Source organism: Dietzia cinnamea NBRC 102147 (assembly GCF_001571065.1).
Taxonomy (GTDB): Bacteria; Actinomycetota; Actinomycetes; order Mycobacteriales; family Mycobacteriaceae; genus Dietzia; species Dietzia cinnamea.
On the sequence record NZ_BCSW01000001.1, the window covers coordinates 112,419 to 128,609 of the forward strand.

The following is a 16,191-nucleotide window of genomic DNA, read 5'->3' on the forward strand; positions in this document are numbered from 1 at the left end:
ATAGTCGTCCCTACGCGGCGGGATCGAACCCGTAGCCACCCACCTCGTCCAACACGTGCAGGTGCAGTCGGTCCGAGAGCTCCTCGATCGCGGCCGCCGCCCGCACACTGTTGCCGTGCTCGTCCAGCCGCGGCGAGAAGGCCGCGACCCCGAGCCGACCGGGTACCACGGCGAACAGGCAGCCCGAGACGCCACTCTTGGCCGGCAGCCCCACCTGGTAGACCCAGTCGCCGGCCGCGTCGTACATCCCGCAGGTGAACATCACGCTGTTGGCGTAGCGCGTCGCCCGGTGCCCCAGGATCTGCTCGTCGCCGTCCAGTGCCCGTCCCCGGTTCGCGAGCACCGCGACCATGTGGGCCAGCTCGCGAGTGTCGACCCGGATCGCGCACTGACGGCTGTAGCCCGCGACCACCTCGTGAGGGTCTTGCACCAGACTGCCCGCCTCCGCCAGCAGATGCGCCAGCGCCTGGTTACGGTTTGCGCTCCGGGACTCGATCTCGAGAATCTCCTCGTCCACCTCGACCTCCCGGCCCACAAGGCGGGAGAACAACCCCCTGATCTGTTCGAAACGGGACTCCTCGTCGTCGTCCTCGTCCCCCACCAGCGCGTGCGCCGCCAGCGCGCCGGCGTTGACCAGGGCGTTGGGCGCGCGGCCCGTGCCCGCCTCCAGCGAGATCTCGTTGAACGCCTCGCCCGACGGTTCCACGCCGATCCGGGCGGCGACCTCGTCGACGCCCTTCTGGTCCAGCGCGAGCGCGTAGACGAACGGTTTGGAGGCGGACTGCAGGTCGAACAGGAACTCGTCGTCACCGGCCGAGATGATCCGGCCGCCCATGTCGCAGACCGCCAGTGCGAGGGCGTCAGGGCTGGGGTGCTCGTAGTCGCCGAGGTGCGGCACCAACTCACCGGAGGTGTCGTCGCGGACCTCGTCCAGGATCTCGGTGAGAAGGTCGGCGGAGATGTCCGTCATGCTGCGACCGTACCGGCGCGCGCCCTCGGGCGCCGCCGGTCAGTGCGCGGAGATGGCGGAGCGCTCGCGCAGCAGGTGTTCGGCGTCCGAGAGCAGGGCGAGCGCCCGGGCGGCGCGCAGCGCGTCGTGGCCGCCGTCCACCGCACGGACCCCGCGAACACCGCGCGAGTGGAGCTCGAGGGCGAACAGTTCCGCGTCCAGGCCGTCGTCGCTGACGAGGACCACCTCGCGACCCTCACCGACGGCCGCGAGGGGCGCCGCCGAGCGGGGGTCGATCAGGTCCACGGCGGGCCGGGCCTCGACGGCGATCGCGCCGGCGAGGACGCCCTGGCGCTCGCGCTGCGCGCGGGAGCGGATGTCCACGACCAGCGCGCCCGCCCGCACGGCGGCAGGGTACTCGACGGCGGTGAGGACCGTGTCGCCGGTGGCGGCGGAACGGGTGGCGGTGGCGGCGCGGGCGGGTGAAGTCATCTGGTGCTCCCGGGAGGGGTGTCGGCGTGGACTGGCTGAGGGGCTGCCGGCCGGGAACACCAGTGCTGAACCCGCACGGATGGCGCCGGACCGGCCGGGGGCATTCGTCGCGCGTTCATGTCGGCAATATTAGACAGACCGGTCTATCTACCGCAAGGGCGGAGGCACGGACGAGGGGCCACTGGCGCCGACAGAGGTAGTTGATGCATCATGTACAGAGATCGAAGGAGTAGCGATGACCCCCTCACCCGCCCGCCAGCCCGCCGTCTTCATCGGCCACGGCGTCCCCCTCAACGCCCTCGAGGTCAACGAGTGGACCCGCCACTGGGCCGCGCTCGGCGACTCGCTCCCCGAGCGCCCCCGGGCGGTGCTGGCCGTCTCGGCGCACTGGTACATCAACGCCACGGCCGTCACCGCGATGAAGTCACCGCGCACCATCCACGACTCCTTCGGCTTCCCCCGCGAGCTCAACGAGTTCGAGTACCCCGCCACGGGCGCGCCCGAGCTCGCGACCGAGGTGGCCGAGGTCGCCAAGCCGACCTGGGTGGGCGCCGACCTGGACTCGTGGGGCCTCGACCACGGGACGTGGTCAGTGCTCGCGCACGTCTTCCCCGATGCCGACGTCCCGGTCGCCCAGCTGTCGGTCGACGCCACCAAGCCCCCGAGCTACCACTTCAACCTGGGCACCAAGCTCGCCGCGCTCCGCGACTCGGGCGTCCTGGTCCTGGCCAGCGGCAACGTGGTGCACAACCTCGGCGCTGTCGATCCGTCCCGCGGCAACGCCGGCACCGACTGGGCGCACCGCTTCGACGACCACGCCCAGGAGCTGCTGACCTCGCGGCCCGAGGACGCCCTGGCGTTACTGGAGCATCCGGACGCGCAGGCGTCCGTGCCGACAGCCGACCACTTCCTGCCCCTGCTGTACACGGCCGGGATGGCGGCCGGGACCGGCGAGACTCTCGACGCTTTCAGTAAGGGCTACGCGTGGGGCTCGGTGTCCATAACCAGCTACCGCTCCGCGGCCTGACGGGGCCGCGGCCGGGTTCGCGCGACCGGGCGGTCAGCAGTTGCGGTCGAACACAAGCCGCAGCCCCTCGAGCGCCAACTCGGGCTCGACGTCGGTGATGGTCCGCGACTCCTCCGCGACGACGTCCGCGCGCAGCCCGGTGAGCACGACCGACGCGTCGGCCAGCTCGTCGACGTCGGTACGAAGACGGTCGACGAGGGCGTCGATCTGGCCGGCGAACCCGATCACGATGCCCGCCTGCAGTGCGGCGACGGTGTTCTTACCCAGCGCGCCCCGCGGCCGCACGACCTCGATCTTGCGCAGAAGGGCCGTGCGGTCGGCGAGGGCGTCGACGGAGATGTCGATGCCCGGCGCGATCGCCCCGCCGAGCAGCTCGCCGTGCGCGGAGACCGCGTCGACGGTGGTCGCCGTGTCGACGTCGACGACGACGACGGGCCCGTCGAACAGGTGGTGGGCGGCCAGCGCGTTGACCACGCGGTCCGAGCCCACCTCCCGCGGGTTGTCGACCTTGAGCGGCACCCCGGTCTTCACCCCGGGCGCGACGACGACGGCCGGCAGCTGCGGCCAGTAGTCGGCGGCCATCCTCCGGAGTTCGCCCGTGACCGACGGGACCACCGACATCGCGGCGATGCCGGTGAGCTGCCGGGCGCAGCCCCCCAGCAGTCCGCGGATCGTCAGGGCGAGCTCGTCGGACGTCACCGCCGGGGAGGTGCGCATGCTCCAGGTGCGCTCGAGCCGGCCGCCGCCTGGTTGGAAGACGCCGAGTCGGATGTGGGTGTTACCGACGTCGACGGTGAGCAGCATGTCCTGTCCGTGCCGGGTCAGACAGCGGCCGGCTCGGGCACGCGCGGGTTCTTCAGGCCCGACCCCTCGGGGACGTCCGCCGGGTCGGTGCCCTCGGTGAGCATGCGGTTCTCGCCGTCGACGAACACGACGCGGGGCTTGTAGGCGCGGGCCTCGGCGTCGTCCATCTGGGCGTAGGCGATGATGATGACCAGGTCGCCGGGGTGGACGAGATGCGCGGCGGCGCCGTTGATGCTGATGACCCCCGAGCCGCGCTCACCGGTGATGGCGTAGGTGGTCAGGCGGCTGCCGTTGTCGATGTCGACGATGTCAATCTGCTGGCCCTCGAGCAGGTCGGCGGCGTCCATGAGGTCGGCGTCGATGGTGCAGGAGCCGACGTAGTGCAGGTCGGCCTGGGTGACGGTGGCACGGTGGATCTTGGAGTGGAGCATGGTGCGCTGCATCTACAGGCCTTCCTTCAGGTCTTCGGCCATCTCGGCCTGCTGGGCGGCGACGGTGGCCTCGGCGGCGGCGAGGAAGCCGGTGCCGATGGCCACGCCGACGTTGTCGATGAGTCTGGTGGTCCCGATACGGGCCGCGACGAGAAGTCGGCCGGGGCCCTCCTCCGGCGGTTCGCCGAGGTCGGCTCCCCGCAGCTCGAGGTAGTCCACGGAGATCTGGGGGCGTTCGCTCAGGACCGCGCGGGCGGCGTCGACGACGGCCTCCCGTCCGCCCTTCGCCGCGAACGTCCCGGCGACCAGGGCGGCGTTGAGAACGGTGGCGAGTTCCCGCTCGTCGGCGGAGAGGTAGCGGTTGCGGGAGCTCATGGCCAGGCCGTCGGACTCGCGGACGGTGGGTACTCCGACGATGCGGACGTCCATGTCGAGGTCCGCGACCATCTGGCGGATGAGCACGAGTTGCTGGTAGTCCTTCTCGCCGAAGAACGCCTGGTGCGGTCGGACGATGTTGAACAGCTTGTTCACCACGGTAAGCATCCCGGCGAAGTGGCCGGGGCGGGCCGCGCCGTCGAGGATCTCACCCGTCGGTCCCGGCTGCAGTGTCGTCCGCGGGCCCTCGGGGTACATGGCGGCGGCGCTGGGCGCGAAGACCAGCTCGACGCCGGCATCGGCGAGGCGGGCCACATCCTCGTCCAGCGTCCGCGGGTAGGCGTCGAGGTCCTCGCCGGGGCCGAACTGCAGCGGGTTGACGAAGATCGACACGACCACGACCGAGCCGGGGGTCCGGCGGGCGGTCTCGACCAGCGCGAGGTGGCCCTCGTGGAGCGCACCCATGGTGGGCACGAACGTGACCTGCCTGCCGACCTTGCGGAGGGACTCGGTGACGGTGCTCAGGGTGGCCGGGTCGTGGTGGACGGTCAGCTCACCGCGGTTGTAGCCGGTGGCGGGACGGCCGGGCACCGCGGTGCGCACCGGGTACGTCGTGGAGGTCATCGAAGCTGCTCCGTGAGGTCGGGGGCCAACAGGTCGGTCACGTCGGGGCCGGCGCCCACGCGGTCGGCGGTGCGCAGGGCGAGCGCCCGGTACCCGGTGGCGATACCGCCGTCGACGTCCTCGAGGGCGTCGAGGTGGCGGGAGACGGTGACGGCGTCGCCGCGCATCACGGGCCCCGTCAGCGCGGAGTCGCCTGACGCCAGGACGTTGTCGAGGGCCGCCCGCAGCAGCGGCTCGAGCGTCCGGCGGGCGAGCGCCTCGGCGTCCGCACCGAGCATGCCGTCGGGATCACCCTCGACGGCCCCGCCGGGCAGGACGGAGAACGAGGCCGCGAGCGCCTCGGCCGCGTCGTTGACGAGAGTGACCAGGTGGTTCGCCCCGTGGGCGAGGGCCGCGTGGTACAGGGCGCGGTGGGATTCGGCGACCGTGACGGGCAGACCGCCGGTCTCCATGACCAGCATCTGGCCCACCACGAGGCCGACCTCGTCCGGCGCGGTCAGGGCCCACGAACAGCCTTCCATGCGGTCGACGTCGGCCGATCCGCCGGTGAAGGTCATGGCCGGGTGGGCCGCCACGACCACGGCGCCGGCGTCGGCGGCCGGGCGCAGGACCTCCGCGCCGACCGCGCCCGCGACGTGGACGACGATGTGGCCGGGCCTGAACGCGTCCGCCTCGGCGAGTTCGGACACGACGCCCGGGAGTGCGGCGTCCGGCACGGCGAGGATGAGGAGTTCGCCGGCCGCCGCGACCGCGGCGGGGTCGGCGATGCGGGCTTCGGGGAGTCGGCGCGCGGCGAGGTCGCGCGACCGTTCGGAGCGGGCGACCAGCGCGGACACAACATGGCCACGGCGCTCGAGGGCGGCTCCGACGGCGGTACCCACCCGGCCGGCGGACACGAGGCCTATGGACAGGCGGGCAGGGGGTGTTCCGGTGACGCCGTGGTCGGACATCTCAGGGGTGCTCCAGTGCTCGATCCGTTCCAGGCCCGCTCATTGTCGGCGGGTCCCGGACATCTCGCAGGCGAGAGTAGTCCTGTGGGCGGGCCGAATCAGTATGGAGTGGCGCACTTCACAGAACCGGAGGAGCGGCTCGCGCGTCAGTCCTCCGCGCGGCGTCGGCGACGGCTCGGCTTGGGCGCCTCGCCCTCCCCCAGGCGTGCCATGAGCTCGGCCACCGACAGCCCGCGACCCTCGCCGTGGCGGCTCGCCGGCGCCGACTCGGAGGCGGGCTGGGACGCGGGCTCGGGAGCCGACGCCGGCGCGGGCTCCGACGAACGCCGCGGCTCGGACGTCGATTCGGCCTTCGGAGCGGGCTCGCGCTTCGGCTCGGTCTGCGGAGCAGGCTTCGACCCGGTCTGCGGAGCAGGCTTCGACCCGGTCTTCGGCGCGGCCGCCGGGCCGCTCGAGCTCGGGTCACGGGACGGCTGCCCGGCCACCGGGCGCACGGCGGGGCGACGCGGCTCACCGGTCGGCGCGTCCGCGGCGGCCCCACGTCCGGCGACCGGGGCGAGCCGCTCGGTGCGCTCGGTGCTCGGCGTGGCATCCGGCCCGACCCCGGCCACCGACGGCTCGGTCGGGGACGGCTCGGTCGGCGACGAAGGACTCCCCGGCTGCGTCGACCGCGTGAACGGCGCGGACTGGCCGGGCCGGTCGGAGGTCGTCTTCTCCCCGGACGATTCCGTGTCAGCGGAGGTCCTTGCGCCGACGCGCGGCGGCGTCATCCCGGGGGTACGACGGCGGGGCGCCACCCGCTCCGACGGGACGGACGGCAGGGACGAGCCTGCGCCGAGCTGTCCGGCCGGGCCGGGGCCGCCCACGGCGAAGCGGTCCTCGGGGAGGCTGACCCCCAGCGCCGACAACTGCTCACGCAGCGCGGCGATCTCCTGACGCAGCGCGAGCACCGAGTCCTCGGTCTCGGCGCGGACGCTGGCGCGCAGCTCCTTCTCCACCACCAGTTCGTGCTCCCGGCGGGCCGAGATCTCACGCTCGAGCTGCAGCTCGTAGACGGTGTGCAGGTCCCGGACCCGGGCGGCCTCCGCCGCGGCCTGCCTGCGGTAGCGCGCCACGAGGAACGCCCCGATGAACGCCGCCCACAGGGCGGACAGCGTCCCGATCCGCATCCACACCGGGTTGTCCGAGAAGACCATGACGACGGTGGCGATGAGCGCCAGGACCAGCAGCACTCCCAGAGCGATGCTCGCCAGTCCGCGATCGTCGCCGCGCGCGGGGCGAGCTGACCGGGGCTTGTCCATCGCGCCGTCGGAACTCATGACCCGCATGATACTCAGAGAATCACGGGTCACACAGGTAACCAGCGCGTGTCCGCTCCAACGGGGCCGACGAAAGTCGGGTCTCCAGGCGGGATCTCACCCGCCGTTCCCGCACGGCCGGCTCAGGCGGGTTCGCCCAGCCCGCCGTTCTCGTCGTCGTCGGGCGGGGTCTCACACGCCGACTCCAGGAACAGCCCGGCCCCCACCAGGGCCGCCCCGGACACCAGGACGGCGAGGGACGAGGGGAGCTCCGCCGCCGCGGCCGCCAGCTCGCCCAGGCGTGGGAGGAAGAACAGGGCCAGCCCCGCCCCGAACCCACCGGTGGCCGCCCCGAGCACCGCCGAGGCCTGCCCCAGCGCCGCGCACCGGGCGATGGTGAGCGGGTGCATCTGACTACGGTCCTGCCCGACGCCGCCGTCCGAGATCGCCGCACGGATGCGGATGGCCAACAGGACGTCGACCGCCGCGACCACCAGCAGCGTCACCCAGCCGAAGCCGATCGGCGGCATGGATCCCAGGAACGCGTCGACGAGGACGTAGGCGGCCACCGCCGCGACGAGCGCCACCAACGCGAGGGTCGACTTGGCCACCCGCGTCATGACGGCGCCACCCGGCCCCGAGGGGCGAGGGTCCCGGGAAGCCGCCGTACCGCGGAGACATCCGCCGGGTCGAGCGCCGCGAGGTGGTCGGTGACGGGCACGCCGGCCAGGCGGGCGTCGGGATCGATCTCCAGCCACGGCACGAGCACGAAGGCGCGCTCGGCCGCACGCGAATGGGGAAGGGTGAGGATCGGATCGTCGGAGACCACGGTCTCGCCGTCGACGTCGGCGGTCACCACGTCCACGTCCAGGGTCCTCGGCCCCCACCGCACCTCGCGGGTGCGGCCGGCCGCGCGCTCGCGGGCGAAGCCCCACTCGAGGACGTCGGCCGGAGTGCCGGGGTGCTCCACGAGGAGAGCGGCGTTGAGGAAGTCGTCCTGCTCGACGCCGCCCCACGGCGGGGTGGCGTAGACCGAGGACGCCGCGCGCAGGATCCCGTCGGCGGCCGCGGCGTCCACGACGCCCCGCAGGAGCTCGAGGGCGTCGCCCTGGTTCCCGCCGATCGACAGCACCGCCCGGCAGCTCACCGCTCGCCCCGCTCGTGGTGGCTCCCGCCGCCGCGGGAGCGCCGTGCCACGACGGCGACGTCGGCGAACTCGGCCGGGATGGGGGCCTGCGGCTTGTGCAGCGTCACCTCCACCGCGTGGGCGTCGGGTGCCATCTCCATGACGCCGTCGGCGATCCGCGAGGCCACCGTCTCGATGAGGTCGCAGGACGGCCCGGCGACGACATCGCGCGCGAACAGCGCGAGTGCGCCGTAGTCGACCGTGTCGGCCAGGTCGTCGGAGGCGGTCGCGGCGGTGAAGTCGGTCCACAGGACCAGATCCACGAGGAAATCCTGGCCGTCCCGCTTCTCGTGGTCGAAGACCCCGTGCGTGCCCCGCACCCGCAGTCCGCGGAGTTCGATGCGGTCGGTCATCAGTGAGCCCCCGCGCGTCCGGCCGCCCACGCGGCGGCGACCCGCACAGCGTCCGCGCTGGGGGCGACGTCGTGGACGCGCACCGCCCACGCACCGGCGGCGGCCGAGAGCGCGGTGATCGCCGCCGTCGCCGGGTCCCGGCCGGTCACCGCGCGGGGCCGCCCGTCGGGCTCCGACAGGAGAGAGCCGAGGAAGCGTTTGCGGGAGGCGGCCACGAGGACCGGGAACCCGAGATCGACGAGCCGGTCGAGCCCGTGCAGCAGAGCCCAGTTGTCCTCCCCGTTCTTGGCGAAGCCCAGCCCGGGGTCGAGGACGACGTCCGCGGCGTCGATCCCCGCCGCCAGGGCGGCGTCGGCCCGGCGGGCCAGGTGGTCGCGCACCGCGCCGGCGACGTCATCGCCGTAGTCGGCGCGGCCACCGGCCCCGGCCCGGTACTCGTCCGGGGAGACCCAGTGCATGAGGATGATCGATCTCCGGTTCTCGGCGACCACCCGGAGCATGTCGGGATCGGCGAGCCCGCCGGAGACGTCGTTGATGATCGCCGCGCCCTCCTCCATCGCTCGGGCGGCGACCCGGGAACGCATGGTGTCCACCGAGACCGGCGCGAAGCCGGCGACCTCGCGGACGAGCGGCACGACGCGCTGTTCCTCGTCGGACTCCTCGACCCGCAGCGCACCGGGCCGGGTGGACTCGCCGCCGATGTCGACGAGGTCCGCGCCCTCGGAGACCATCCGCCGGGCGTGCGAGACCGCGTCGTCGAACGCGAGATGCCGCCCACCGTCGGAGAAGGAGTCCGCCGTGACGTTGAGGACCCCCATCACCGCGCAGTGCGCCGGGCGGGGCAGCCGACCTGGCGTGCTCACGTCCCGCGCAGGAGGCCGAGCGCCTCCGCCCTCGTGGAGGCGTTGGACCGCATGATCCCGCGGACGGCCGACGTCGTGGTGACCGCGCCCGCCTTGCGGATCCCGCGCATGGACATGCACAGGTGCTCACACTCGATCACCACGAGCACGCCGGAGGGGTCGAGCTTGTCGACCAACGCGTCGGCGACCTGGCTGGTGAGGCGCTCTTGGACCTGGGGGCGCTTGGCGTAGAGGTCCACGAGGCGGGCGAGCTTGCTCAGACCCGTCACCGCGCCCGACTGCCCGGGGATGTAGCCGATGTGGGCGACCCCGTGAAACGGGACGAGATGGTGCTCGCACGTCGAGTAGATGGGGATGTCACGCACCAACACGAGCTCGCGGTGGTCCTCGTCGAAGGTGCGGGACAGCACCTCGGAGGGGTCCGTGTACAGGCCGGCGAACACCTCGCGGTAGGCCCTCGCCACCCGGGCGGGCGTGTCCTGCAGGCCCTCGCGGTCCGGGTCCTCGCCGACGGCGATCAGCAGCTCACGGACAGCGGCCTCCGCGCGGGCGGCGTCGAAGACCTCCCCCGTGGGCATCGAGCGCGCGTCGGCGGGGGGTAGGTGGTCAGGGGTCGTCATCAATCCTCTTCTCGCACGAAGCGGCCGCGGCGGTCAGTCCTCACGTTCCCACGGCGGTTGCCAGTCGGGGTCCTTGTCCTCGCGGCGGTGTGAACCACCGCCCGGGACGTCGGAGCCGGGGGCGACGTCCGTCTCCCCGTCTCCCGCCCGGGACCAGGCGCGGTTCGACGGCTCGGCGGGCTGTTCGCGACGGTCGCCGCCCTCGGGGCCGCCCCATCCGTCGGTGGGTCGACCGTTCACGGGCGCGGCGGGCAGACGCGTGGTCTCCGCCCCGCTCGGCCCGCGGTCACCGTGGTGGGAGGGCTGGCGCGGGGGCCAGCCCGGCGCCGACCAGCCCGGGGGCGGCGGCGTCCCGTAGGCGGGGATGCCGGACGGGCCCTGACCGCGGTCGGCGGAACCTGCCGGGCCGCGGGGCACACCGGCGGAGGCGCCGACACCGTTGCGCTCGTCGCCCGGCCGGTCGTGGGCCCGAGAGTCGCCGTCCGACGCGGGGTCACCCGCATCGCGACCGGTCGGCGGGACCGGCATCGCGAACGGGTCGGTCACCGGCGGGGGCCACGGCTCGCCGCGCTCCTTGGCCAGCTCTCCCGGGGTCTTGATGGGCGGCCGCGTCGACGGGATGCGGCCACCGAAGTCGTCGAACTCGGTGATCCGCGGGCGCTTGACCACGTCGGCGAAGAGCCTCTCGAGATCGTCCTGGCGCAGGGTCTCCTTCTCGAGCAGCTCGCCCGCGACCGCGTCGAGGATGTCGCGGTTGGACTCGAGCACCTGCCACGCCTCGGTGTGGGCGGCGTCGATGATCCGGCGGACCTCGTCGTCGATGATCTTGGCGACCTCGGGCGAGTACTCCCCCGCCGCGGAGCCGCCGCGGCCGAGGAACGGGTCCCCGCCCTCGCCGCCGTACTTCACGGCGCCGAGCTTGGCGCTCATGCCGTACTCGGCGACCATCGTGCGGGCGATGCGGGTGGCCTGCTCGATGTCCGAACTGGCTCCCGACGTGGGCTCGCCGAAGACGTACTCCTCGGCGGCGCGACCGCCCATCGCCATGACGATCCTCGCGATCATGTCTGCGCGCGTCATCAACGACTTGTCGTCCTCGGGGACCACGAGAGCGTGACCGCCGGTGCGGCCGCGGGCGAGGATGGTGACCTTGTGGACGGGCTCGAGGTCCTCCATCGCCCACGCGGCCAGGGCGTGTCCCGACTCGTGGTAGGCGGTGACCTTCTTCTCGTGCTCGCTGATCACCCGGTGCTTGCGGCGCGGGCCGCCCACCACGCGGTCCGTGGCCTCCTCGAGGATCTCGATGTCGATCTCGTCGCGGCCCAGACGCGCCGCCAGCAGCGCGCCCTCGTTGAGCACGTTGGCCAGGTCCGCACCCGACATTCCGATGGTGCGCCGGGCCAGGGACGTCATGTCGACGTCCGCGGCCAGCGGCTTGCCGACCGAGTGGACGGCGAGGATCGCCTCACGGCCCTTGAGATCCGGATTGGTCACCGGGACCTGACGGTCGAACCGGCCCGGGCGCAGCAGCGCCGGGTCCAGGACGTCGGGCCGGTTGGTGGCGGCGATGAGGATGACGGTCGAGCGGTCGTCGAACCCGTCCATCTCCACGAGGAGCTGGTTGAGGGTCTGCTCGCGCTCGTCGTGACCGCCGCCGGTGCCCGACCCGCGGTGCCGGCCCACGGCGTCGATCTCGTCGACGAACACGATGCAGGGCGCGTTCTGCTTGGCCTTCTCGAACAGGTCCCGCACACGCGAGGCGCCGACGCCGACGAACATCTCGACGAAGTCCGAACCGGAGATGGAGTAGAACGGCACCCCGGCCTCGCCCGCGACAGCGCGCGCGAGGAGGGTCTTACCGGTGCCGGGCGGGCCGTACAGCAGGACACCGCGCGGGATCTTGGCGCCGAGGCGCTCGTACCGCGCGGGGTTCTGCAGGAAGTCTTTGATCTCGTTGAGTTCCTCGACCGCCTCGTCCTCGCCCGCGACGTCCGCGAACGTGGTCTGGGGCATGTCCTTGGTGAACTCGACGGCGCGCGACTTGCCCACCCCGAACAGTCCGCCCTTGCCACCCTGCATCCGGGACATGAAGAAGAACAGCAGCCCGAACAGGATGAGCATGGGCAGCAGGAACGACAGCATCTGCGACAGGAAGCCCTGCTGGGTGACCGCCGTGTCGTACTTCTCCGGCTCCGCCGCGGCCACCCGGTCGAAGATCTGATCCGCGGCCCGCTCCGGGTACTTGGCGAGGAGCTGGTCCGTCTCCTCCGCACCCTCCTCGGGCGTGATCGGGTTCTCGAGCGTGAGGCGCAGCTGCTGCTCCCGGTCCTCGATCAGCGCTTCCCTGACGTTGCCGGCGTCGACCTGCGCCAACGCCACCGAGGTGTCGACCTCGGCGAAACCGCGGTCGTCGTTCGCGAAGAACGAGAACCCGACGATGGCCAGGATGATCACGCCCGCGATCGCGAGGTTGCGGAAGACGGTGTTGCTCTTGCGTTCCATTCGGTCCTCGTGTGGAAGGACGGCCCAGCCGGTCGGAGGGCCCGGTCGTGCACCCGACGTCGTCGGTATCGCCCCAGGCTACCCGCCGGCACCGACACCCCACCCCGATGATCGCCACGGGCGCACACCCCCGCCGTCGTACGATCGGGGCCGTGACCACCGATCCCTCGTCCGCGACCGCGACCGCGGAGGCCGTGCGCACCGGCGCCACCGGCGCGCTGGAGACCCTCGACGCCGCCTTCGACCGCGTGGACGATCTGAACCCGTCACTCCGCGCCTTCACCACCCTGCTGCGGGCGGACGGTCGGGCGGCCGGCGCCGCCGTCGACGCCAGGACACGGGAGGCCCGCGCACGACTGCCGCTGGCGGGGGTCCCGCTGGCGATCAAGAGCACGGTCACCCTCGACAACCCCGTGGTGGCACCCCTCCTGGCGGCCGGGGCCGTCCCGGTGGGCGTCACCGCCGCCCCGCAGCTGTGCACATGGGGGATGACCGATTCCGACGCCCACGGCATCACCCGCAACCCCCGGGACACGTCGCTGTCCGCCGGGGGATCCTCGGGCGGCTCGGCCGCGGCCGTCGCCTCCGGCATGGTGCCGCTCGCGGTGGGTGACGACGGGATGGGCTCGCTGCGCATCCCCGCCGCGGCCTGCGGGATCGTCACCATCAAGCCCGGGCCCGGGGTCGTACCCACACGCCTGTCCGGGGACAACTGGGGCGGCCTGGCCGAATCCGGTCCGCTGGCCCGGACGGTCGGCGACGTCGCGCTCGCCCTGTCGGTCATGGCGGGCCGCCCGGAGCTGGCCCGCACCGGACCCGTACCCGGCGGGACCCGCGTCGGGCTGTCCGTCGCCAGCCCGATACGGCTGGGCCGTGATCTCGTACGCGTTCACGCACCCTGGGTTCGCGCGGCGCGGGAGGCCGCCTCACTGCTGCGCGCCGAGGACCTCGTCGTCGTCGACACCTCCCTGCCGTCCCCGCGCGACCCGGTCCTCTACCTGGCGCGGTGGACCTCCGCCGTGGCGCGCGCCGCCGAGGAGGAGAACCTCCCCCTCTCGGCGATGGAGCGTCGCACCCGCCACCACGCCCTGCTCGGCCGCACCGTGTTCCGACGCGGCGGCGCCGGCGACGGGGACACCCGCTGGAACCGCGGCGTCCGGGCGCTCCGCGCGGACGTCGAGCGCGCCATGGACAGCGCCGGGGTCGACGTGTGGCTGACCCCGGCGCTGGCCGACGTCCCGCCCGAGGCGACCGACTGGCACCGTCGATCCTGGGGACGTTCCCTGTGGGCGTCCATGCGGTTCTCGCCTTTCACGCCGCTGGCGAACGTCCTGAACTGGCCCGCGCTCTCGGTGCCGTGTGGCAGCACCACCACCCCGGCGGGACGGGCCCTGCCGACGTCGGTCCAGCTCGTGGGGCGGCCGGGCTCCGAGACGACGCTGCTCGCGCTCGCGGCCGTCATCGAGCGGGCGGGAGTCGGCGTACGGACTCCGGGCGAGGCCGGCGCCTCCTGATGCCCCGCCTCCTGACGCTCAGTCCTCCGGCAGGTCGGCGAAGCGCTTCTTGACGTCGCGGTACCACCCCAGCGACTGCCGGGGCCGGCGCCACCTGCCCTTCATGTCCTCCCGCGCCGGCACGTGCGCCTCGTCGCCGGCCCGGACGCGCTCCTTGAGGTGTGCGTCCTGTGCGTTGATCACGTCGTCCGCCGTCTCGCCGCGGTGCGCCAGATCGCAGGGCCCGCCCAGGTCCTTGCAGGTCATGGCCTTCATGTGGAGTCCGTCCTCTCGGGTCGTGGCGGTCGCGGATCGCACCGCCTCACCTCGTTGACGAGCGGCGCGTCCCGGATGTGACCGCGGCGCTCACCCGTCTCGCCGCCGCGCGCTCACCGCTGGTCGCCGCCCCGGCGCCGCCGCAATCCGGCGAGCACTGGTCGCCGCCCCGGCGCCGCCGCAATCCGGCGAGCACGTCGGGGTCCGCGCGGAAGTCGATCCGGCGGACCAGGCCGTCGGTGACCAGGAAGTCGAACGCCACCCGGGCCTCGCCGCGGTCGAACCACGCCGCGCCCGGTCGGTCGTGGACGAAGACGGGCAGCGCCGCGGCGGCCGCGCCGTTGAAGAACTCCGCCACGGCGTCGCCGCCGTCGATGCGCGACGGGGTGCCCACGCGCACGGCGACGGGGTCGCCGGTGACGACGATGTCCGGCGCGAGGAGTTCGAGGAGGCGGGTGAACTCGCCGTGCCTGGCCGCGGCGAGAAAGGCGTCGACGACGAGCCAGTCCGCCTGCTCGCCGGTGTCGCCCGCCCGGGTGATCTTCGCGCGGGCCCTCGACGCCAGTTTGCGCGCCGTGGCCGGGAGGCAGTCGAGGATGTCGGCGACAGTGGCGAAGTCGACCGAGAACAGGTCGTGCAGGACGAAGGCCACCCGCTCCGACGGAGTCAGGCGGTCGAGGACGACGTGCAGCGCCGCACCCATCGAGTCCGCGAGCACCGCCTCCTCGGAGGGGCCCGGCTCGACGGAGGCGCGGTCGATGGACGCGCCGTCGGGGCGCTCCGGGTCGCCGGGCTCGAGCGGTCGCGGCACCGCCGCCTTGAGCCGGTCGAGGCACAATCGCGTGACGACGGTCGTGAGCCAGGCGGGCAGCGAGTCGATGCCCGCCTTGTCCGCGCGCGCGAGGCGCAGCCAGGCCTGCTGGACGATGTCCTCGGCCTCCGCATGATCCCCCAGGAGGCGCCCGGCGATCCGGACGAGACGGGGTCGCTCGCGCTCGAAGCTCGTCACCACGTCCACGCCCGTCACCCTCTCAGCCCACGCACGCTCCCACAATAAGGAAAAACCGTCAAAGCACCGGCCCGGTCGGCGACATCCGGCGATGATGAGACCGGCTACGGAGGCGACGCCGCTCGCCCGTCGCCACCGGCCGGGTCACGCCGGCGCCGCCCACCACAGACCGGCCGCCCCCTGACGGGGAGCCGTCGACAGCAAAGGACGAACAATGGGAAGTCTCGCCACGCTCGCCGCCGGATCCGCCGAGTTCGCACTCGACTCGGGCTCCACTCTCGCCGACATGGGGACGAGCCTGCCGTCGCTGGCGCTGTCCTTCCTCGCCGCGTTGCTCGACGGCATCGCCGTCGACCTGGTGGCCAGCGTCGCCGACTGACGAGCAGGACCGAGGCTTGACTGGACGAGATAAGAAGCGCATCATCTTCAGCGGGGGATGTGTGTGAGTTATCTCACAATCGGTTTCGTCAGGCCGGACGCGGCGTCCGGCTGCCAGCCCCCCACCCTCACAGAAAGGGGCACCACCATGGGCAGCCTCGGAGTATTCGCAGAAGGTTCAGCTGCTTTCGGACTCAACTCGGGATCGACCGTGGCAGATGCCGCGACCAACCTGCCGTCCTTTTTCCTCGGACTCCTCGACTTCCTCGGCATCATGACCTCCGCCGACCTCACGGCGAGTGTCGCCTGACCGGCTCGGCCTGGGGGGAAGCAGGAACGAGAGCGAGATCCGACATCGGAGAAGCCGCCGACCGCGAGGTCGGCGGCTTCTCTCGTCTGCCTGCGAAGTGGGCGGACCGGGACGCGGGGTCGCCTCTCGGCGAGGGGCGCAACGCGGCTCCAGTCGAACGGAACTCCGCGAGGGCTGTGTGAGTGAGCCCGGGGGACACTGCCGCATCCCGATCCGCCCAGTAGAACCACGACGGTGCCAGATCTGTTCCC

At 72.9% G+C, this 16,191-nt stretch carries 18 protein-coding genes; 3 read left to right on the plus strand and 15 right to left on the minus strand.

Annotation, left to right across the window (positions count from 1 at the left end; all coding sequences use genetic code 11):
• Positions 1–10: 10 nt before the first annotated feature.
• Positions 11–970, minus strand: a complete 960-nt coding sequence (glsA, locus tag DCI01S_RS00545) for a glutaminase A (protein WP_061227471.1) — start codon at positions 968–970, stop codon at positions 11–13.
• 39 nt (positions 971–1,009) lie between these two features.
• A complete protein-coding gene (locus tag DCI01S_RS00550) occupies positions 1,010–1,441 on the minus strand; it encodes a rhodanese-like domain-containing protein (RefSeq protein WP_061227472.1) in 432 nt (143 codons plus the stop codon).
• A 235-nt stretch (positions 1,442–1,676) separates the two neighbouring features.
• Between DCI01S_RS00550 and ygiD the strand changes: the two genes are divergently transcribed.
• A complete protein-coding gene (ygiD, locus tag DCI01S_RS00555; RefSeq protein WP_061227473.1) occupies positions 1,677–2,468 on the plus strand; it encodes a 4,5-DOPA-extradiol-dioxygenase in 792 nt (263 codons plus the stop codon).
• Positions 2,469–2,501: 33 nt separating this feature from the next.
• On the opposite strand, the gene DCI01S_RS00560 is transcribed toward ygiD, so the two are convergent.
• The 11 genes from DCI01S_RS00560 to ftsH form a co-directional block, all read right to left on the minus strand.
• A complete protein-coding gene (locus DCI01S_RS00560; RefSeq protein ID WP_061227474.1) occupies positions 2,502–3,272 on the minus strand; it encodes a type III pantothenate kinase in 771 nt (256 codons plus the stop codon).
• A gap of 17 nt (positions 3,273–3,289) precedes the next feature.
• Positions 3,290–3,715 carry an aspartate 1-decarboxylase gene (panD, locus tag DCI01S_RS00565; RefSeq protein WP_007630228.1) on the minus strand — a complete coding sequence of 142 codons (426 nt, stop codon included), beginning with the start codon at positions 3,713–3,715 and terminating at the stop codon, positions 3,290–3,292.
• On the minus strand, positions 3,716–4,702 hold the full coding sequence (panC, locus tag DCI01S_RS00570; RefSeq protein ID WP_061227475.1) for a pantoate--beta-alanine ligase: 987 nt from the start codon (positions 4,700–4,702) through the stop codon (positions 3,716–3,718). It abuts the gene before it with no gap.
• Positions 4,699–5,652 (minus strand): Rossmann-like and DUF2520 domain-containing protein, encoded by a 954-nt coding sequence (locus DCI01S_RS00575; protein ID WP_061227476.1) that lies wholly within the window; start codon positions 5,650–5,652, stop codon positions 4,699–4,701. Before DCI01S_RS00575 ends, panC begins: the two co-directional genes overlap by 4 nt.
• 146 nt (positions 5,653–5,798) lie before the next feature.
• Positions 5,799–6,971 carry a DUF6779 domain-containing protein gene (locus DCI01S_RS00580; protein ID WP_061227566.1) on the minus strand — a complete coding sequence of 391 codons (1,173 nt, stop codon included), beginning with the start codon at positions 6,969–6,971 and terminating at the stop codon, positions 5,799–5,801.
• Positions 6,972–7,093: 122 nt separating this feature from the next.
• Positions 7,094–7,570 (minus strand): DUF3180 domain-containing protein, encoded by a 477-nt coding sequence (locus DCI01S_RS00585; protein ID WP_061227477.1) that lies wholly within the window; start codon positions 7,568–7,570, stop codon positions 7,094–7,096.
• Positions 7,567–8,097 carry a 2-amino-4-hydroxy-6-hydroxymethyldihydropteridine diphosphokinase gene (folK, locus tag DCI01S_RS00590; protein ID WP_061227478.1) on the minus strand — a complete coding sequence of 177 codons (531 nt, stop codon included), beginning with the start codon at positions 8,095–8,097 and terminating at the stop codon, positions 7,567–7,569. Before folK ends, DCI01S_RS00585 begins: the two co-directional genes overlap by 4 nt.
• Positions 8,094–8,489: a dihydroneopterin aldolase gene (gene folB / locus DCI01S_RS00595; protein WP_061227567.1), complete on the minus strand. Its 396-nt coding sequence runs from the start codon at positions 8,487–8,489 to the stop codon at positions 8,094–8,096. The genes folK and folB overlap by 4 nt, the downstream gene beginning before the upstream one ends.
• Positions 8,489–9,352 carry a dihydropteroate synthase gene (gene folP, locus DCI01S_RS00600; RefSeq protein WP_438356731.1) on the minus strand — a complete coding sequence of 288 codons (864 nt, stop codon included), beginning with the start codon at positions 9,350–9,352 and terminating at the stop codon, positions 8,489–8,491. The genes folB and folP overlap by 1 nt, the downstream gene beginning before the upstream one ends.
• Positions 9,349–9,972, minus strand: coding sequence for a GTP cyclohydrolase I FolE (folE, locus tag DCI01S_RS00605; protein WP_061227480.1), 624 nt, complete (start codon positions 9,970–9,972; stop codon positions 9,349–9,351). Before folE ends, folP begins: the two co-directional genes overlap by 4 nt.
• Positions 9,973–10,005: 33 nt before the next feature.
• Positions 10,006–12,474, minus strand: a complete 2,469-nt coding sequence (gene ftsH, locus DCI01S_RS00610) for an ATP-dependent zinc metalloprotease FtsH (RefSeq protein ID WP_061227481.1) — start codon at positions 12,472–12,474, stop codon at positions 10,006–10,008.
• Between the two features lie 152 nt (positions 12,475–12,626).
• On the opposite strand from ftsH, the gene DCI01S_RS00615 reads away from it, so the two are divergent.
• A complete protein-coding gene (locus tag DCI01S_RS00615; protein WP_244881616.1) occupies positions 12,627–13,988 on the plus strand; it encodes an amidase in 1,362 nt (453 codons plus the stop codon).
• 18 nt (positions 13,989–14,006) lie between these two features.
• Here DCI01S_RS00615 and DCI01S_RS00620 read toward each other — a convergent pair whose 3' ends face one another.
• Entirely contained in the window at positions 14,007–14,285 is a 279-nt protein-coding gene (locus DCI01S_RS00620; protein WP_243699669.1) for a DUF1059 domain-containing protein, read from the minus strand.
• A 4-nt stretch (positions 14,286–14,289) separates the two neighbouring features.
• Positions 14,290–15,270: a sigma-70 family RNA polymerase sigma factor gene (locus tag DCI01S_RS00625; RefSeq protein WP_244881617.1), complete on the minus strand. Its 981-nt coding sequence runs from the start codon at positions 15,268–15,270 to the stop codon at positions 14,290–14,292.
• A 196-nt stretch (positions 15,271–15,466) separates the two neighbouring features.
• On the opposite strand from DCI01S_RS00625, the gene DCI01S_RS17080 reads away from it, so the two are divergent.
• Complete coding sequence (locus DCI01S_RS17080) at positions 15,467–15,631, plus strand: hypothetical protein (protein WP_156482520.1); 165 nt, start codon at positions 15,467–15,469, stop codon at positions 15,629–15,631.
• The last annotated feature ends 560 nt before the right edge of the window (positions 15,632–16,191 follow it).